The sequence below is a fragment of the Chitinivorax tropicus genome, assembly GCF_014202905.1.
In the GTDB taxonomy this organism is placed as follows: Bacteria; Pseudomonadota; Gammaproteobacteria; order Burkholderiales; family SCOH01; genus Chitinivorax; species Chitinivorax tropicus.
This window is the reverse complement of the sequence record NZ_JACHHY010000049.1, coordinates 1-5,059: the sequence shown is the minus strand read 5'-3', so window position 1 is coordinate 5,059 and position 5,059 is coordinate 1. Positions and strand designations below refer to the sequence as shown.

Below are 5,059 nucleotides of genomic sequence, written 5' to 3'. Positions count from 1 at the left end.
AATGATCTTTAACAAAAAATACAGTCGATAAGCGTGGGTGCTTGTGGATGGGTTGCCGGACTGATGTCTGGTTAATCAAAGAAATAAAGTACTCACGTTTAGAAATCAGTTAATTTCTGAAATCTTGCGTGAGATTAGGATTGAACGAAAGAGTTTGATCCTGGCTCAGATTGAACGCTGGCGGCATGCTTTACACATGCAAGTCGAACGGAGTTGGAAGCTTGCTTTCAACTTAGTGGCGAACGGGTGAGTAATGCATCGGAACGTGCCCAGGAGTGGGGGATAACGCACCGAAAGGTGTGCTAATACCGCATATACTGTGAGCAGGAAAGCAGGGGACCGAAAGGCCTTGTGCTTCTGGAGCGGCCGATGTCGGATTAGCTAGTTGGTGAGGTAAAGGCTCACCAAGGCGACGATCCGTAGCAGGTCTGAGAGGATGATCTGCCACACTGGGACTGAGACACGGCCCAGACTCCTACGGGAGGCAGCAGTGGGGAATTTTGGACAATGGGCGCAAGCCTGATCCAGCCATGCCGCGTGTCTGAAGAAGGCCTTCGGGTTGTAAAGGACTTTTGTCAGGAAGGAAAACCTATCGGCTAATATCCGGTAGGGATGACAGTACCTGAAGAATAAGCACCGGCTAACTACGTGCCAGCAGCCGCGGTAATACGTAGGGTGCAAGCGTTAATCGGAATTACTGGGCGTAAAGCGTGCGCAGGCGGCTGACTAAGCTTGATGTGAAATCCCCGGGCTCAACCTGGGAACTGCATTGAGGACTGGTCGGCTAGAGTGCGGCAGAGGGGGTTGGAATTCCACGTGTAGCAGTGAAATGCGTAGAGATGTGGAGGAACACCGATGGCGAAGGCAGACCCCTGGGTCGACACTGACGCTCATGCACGAAAGCGTGGGGAGCAAACAGGATTAGATACCCTGGTAGTCCACGCCCTAAACGATGTCTACTAGTTGTTGGGGAGGGAGACCTCCTTGGTGACGCAGCTAACGCGTGAAGTAGACCGCCTGGGGAGTACGGTCGCAAGATTAAAACTCAAAGGAATTGACGGGGGCCCGCACAAGCGGTGGATTATGTGGATTAATTCGATGCAACGCGAAAAACCTTACCTGGCCTTGACATGCCACTAACGAAGCAGAGATGCATTAGGTGCTCGAAAGAGAAAGTGGACACAGGTGCTGCATGGCTGTCGTCAGCTCGTGTCGTGAGATGTTGGGTTAAGTCCCGCAACGAGCGCAACCCTTGCCGATAGTTGCTACATTCAGTTGAGCACTCTATTGGGACTGCCGGTGACAAACCGGAGGAAGGTGGGGATGACGTCAAGTCCTCATGGCCCTTATGGCCAGGGCTTCACACGTAATACAATGGTCGGTACAGAGGGTTGCCAACCCGCGAGGGGGAGCTAATCCCAGAAAGCCGATCGTAGTCCGGATTGCAGTCTGCAACTCGACTGCATGAAGTCGGAATCGCTAGTAATCGCGGATCAGCATGCCGCGGTGAATACGTTCCCGGGCCTTGTACACACCGCCCGTCACACCATGGGAGTGGGGGATACCAGAAGTAGGTAGCTGAACCTTCGGGAAGGCGCTTACCACGGTATGTTTCATGACTGGGGTGAAGTCGTAACAAGGTAGCCGTAGGGGAACCTGCGGCTGGATCACCTCCTTTCTAGAGAAAAACCGATTCATAAGTGCTCACACTTATCGACTGTATGAGTTAGAGACAGCAAAAAGACCTGAGTTGGGCTTGTAGCTCAGTTGGTCAGAGCACACGCTTGATAAGCGTGGGGTCGCTGGTTCAAATCCAGCCAGGCCCACCAAGAAGCTTTGGACGAGAGCTTCAGGCTAAGGTCGAACAACTGGGGGTTTAGCTCAGCTGGGAGAGCACCTGCTTTGCAAGCAGGGGGTCGTCGGTTCGATCCCGTCAACCTCCACCATCCTATCGCATGACCAAATCAAACTATTTTGATTGCCAGAGTGGTTGAATTTGGTCAAGCACCAATGCTGTATCTGATCTTTAACAAAACGGAAGAAGTGACATTGAAGTTCTCTTGATCGAACGTTGCAAGACGTTGGATCAAAGACAGAGCAACAATGGGTTTTTGATTGTATCGCAAACGATCCATCTGCAAGTCGTAGATGGATCGCAAACACCGATTGAATTCCCGTGATCGAATCGATCGAAAGATTGGATTGAGATTATAGGGTCAAGCGACTAAGTGCACATGGTGGATGCCTTGGCGATCACAGGCGAAGAAGGACGTGCAAGCCTGCGAAAAGCTGCGGGGAGTTGGCAATGGAACATTGATCCGCAGATGTCCGAATGGGGAAACCCGGCCCGCAAGGGTCACTCCCTCCTGAACACATAGGGAGGGTAGAGCGAACTGAGCGAACTGAAACATCTAAGTAGCTCAAGGAAAAGAAATCAACCGAGATTCCCAAAGTAGTGGCGAGCGAACTGGGAAGAGCCTGTATGTGATAGCAGTCGAGATAGTGGAACAGTCTGGAAAGTCTGGCCATAGTGGGTGATAGCCCCGTACGCGAAATCTTGACTGTGGTACTGAGCATACGAGAAGTAGGGCGGGACACGTGAAATCCTGTCTGAAGATGGGGGGACCATCCTCCAAGGCTAAATACTCGTGATCGACCGATAGTGAACCAGTACCGTGAGGGAAAGGCGAAAAGAACCCCGGAAGGGGAGTGAAATAGAACCTGAAACCGTGTGCATACAAACAGTGGGAGCCTCGCAAGGGGTGACTGCGTACCTTTTGTATAATGGGTCAACGACTTACGTTCAGTAGCGAGCTTAACCGCATAGGGGAGGCGTAGGGAAACCGAGTCCGAATAGGGCGTTGAGTTGCTGGGCGTAGACCCGAAACCAAGTGATCTATCCATGGCCAGGATGAAGGTGGGGTAACACCCACTGGAGGTCCGAACCCACTAGTGTTGCAAAACTAGGGGATGAGCTGTGGATAGGGGTGAAAGGCTAAACAAACTTGGAAATAGCTGGTTCTCTCCGAAAACTATTTAGGTAGTGCCTCACGTATCACTCTCGGGGGTAGAGCACTGTTATGGCTAGGGGGTCATCGCGACTTACCAAACCATTGCAAACTCCGAATACCGAGAAGTGCGAGCGTGGGAGACAGACATCGGGTGCTAACGTCCGGTGTCAAGAGGGAAACAACCCAGACCGCCAGCTAAGGTCCCAAATGACGTGCTAAGTGGTAAACGAAGTGGGAAGGCATAGACAGCCAGGATGTTGGCTTAGAAGCAGCCATCATTCAAAGAAAGCGTAATAGCTCACTGGTCGAGTCGTCCTGCGCGGAAGATGTAACGGGGCTAAGCACGTAACCGAAGCTGCGGATCATGCCGTATGGCATGGTGGTAGGAGAGCGTTCTGTAAGCCTGCGAAGGTGGCTTGTAAAGGCTGCTGGAGGTATCAGAAGTGCGAATGTTGACATGAGTAGCGATAAACAAGGTGAAATTCCTTGTCGCCGAAAGCCCAAGGTTTCCTACGCAACGTTCATCGGCGTAGGGTGAGTCGGCCCCTAAGGCGAGGCAGAAATGCGTAGTCGATGGGAAACAGGTTAATATTCCTGTACCGGTTTAGAATGCGATGGGGGGACGGAGAAGGGTAGGTCAGCCAACTGTTGGAATAGTTGGTTTAAGCGTGTAGGCGTGTTCTGTAGGCAAATCCGCAGGACTTAGCTGAGGCGTGATGACGAGGTACCACGTGTACTGAAGTGATTGATCCCATGCTTCCAGGAAAAGCCTCTAAGCTTCAGTTCTAAATCGACCGTACTGCAAACCGACACAGGTGGGCAGGGTGAGAATCCTAAGGCGCTTGAGAGAACTCAGGAGAAGGAACTCGGCAAATTGACACCGTAACTTCGGGAGAAGGTGTGCCTCTGTAGGGTGAAGGACCTCGCGTCCGGAGCTCGAAGAGGTTGCAGTGAAAAGGTGGCTGCGACTGTTTATTAAAAACACAGCACTCTGCAAACACGAAAGTGGACGTATAGGGTGTGACGCCTGCCCGGTGCCGGAAGGTTAAGTGATGGGGTGCAAGCTCTTGATCGAAGCCCCGGTAAACGGCGGCCGTAACTATAACGGTCCTAAGGTAGCGAAATTCCTTGTCGGGTAAGTTCCGACCCGCACGAATGGCGTAACGATGGCCACACTGTCTCCTCCTGAGACTCAGCGAAGTTGAAGTGTTTGTGAAGATGCAATCTACCCGCTGCTAGACGGAAAGACCCCGTGAACCTTTACTGTAGCTTTGCATTGGACTTTGAACAGACTTGTGTAGGATAGCTGGGAGGCTTTGAAGTGCGGACGCCAGTTCGCATGGAGCCGACGTTGAAATACCAGCCTGGTGTGTTTGAGGTTCTAACCTAGGCCCGTGATCCGGGTCGGGGACCGTGCATGGTAGGCAGTTTGACTGGGGCGGTCTCCTCCCAAAGTGTAACGGAGGAGCTCGAAGGTATCCTAGGTACGGTCGGAAATCGTACTGATAGTGCAATGGCAAAAGGATGCTTAACTGCGAGACCGACAAGTCGAGCAGGTGCGAAAGCAGGACATAGTGATCCGGTGGTTCTGTATGGAAGGGCCATCGCTCAACGGATAAAAGGTACTCCGGGGATAACAGGCTGATTCCTCCCAAGAGTTCATATCGACGGGGGAGTTTGGCACCTCGATGTCGGCTCATCACATCCTGGGGCTGTAGCCGGTCCCAAGGGTATGGCTGTTCGCCATTTAAAGTGGTACGTGAGCTGGGTTTAAAACGTCGTGAGACAGTTTGGTCCCTATCTGCAGTGGGCGTTGGAAGTTTGAAGGGGGCTGCTCCTAGTACGAGAGGACCGGAGTGGACGAACCTCTGGTGTACCGGTTATGACGCCAGTCGTATCGCCGGGTAGCTAAGTTCGGAAGAGATAACCGCTGAAAGCATCTAAGCGGGAAACTCGCCTTAAGATGAGACTTCCCTGGAGACTCGATCTCCCTGAAGGGTCGTGGAAGACCACCACGTTGATAGGCTGGGTGTGGAAGCGCAGTAATG

The 5,059-nt window shown here is 52.3% G+C and carries 2 tRNA genes and 2 rRNA genes; all 4 read left to right on the top strand.

The features are described from left to right. Positions 1-142 precede the first annotated feature (142 nt). Positions 143-1,678, top strand: a 16S ribosomal RNA gene (locus HNQ59_RS18980). A gap of 74 nt (positions 1,679-1,752) precedes the next feature. Then, positions 1,753-1,829 (top strand) — tRNA-Ile (locus HNQ59_RS18975). 41 nt (positions 1,830-1,870) lie between these two features. Next, a tRNA-Ala gene (locus HNQ59_RS18970) sits at positions 1,871-1,946 on the top strand. Positions 1,947-2,214: 268 nt separating this feature from the next. Further along, positions 2,215-5,059, top strand: a 23S ribosomal RNA gene (locus HNQ59_RS18965); the annotation flags it as partial.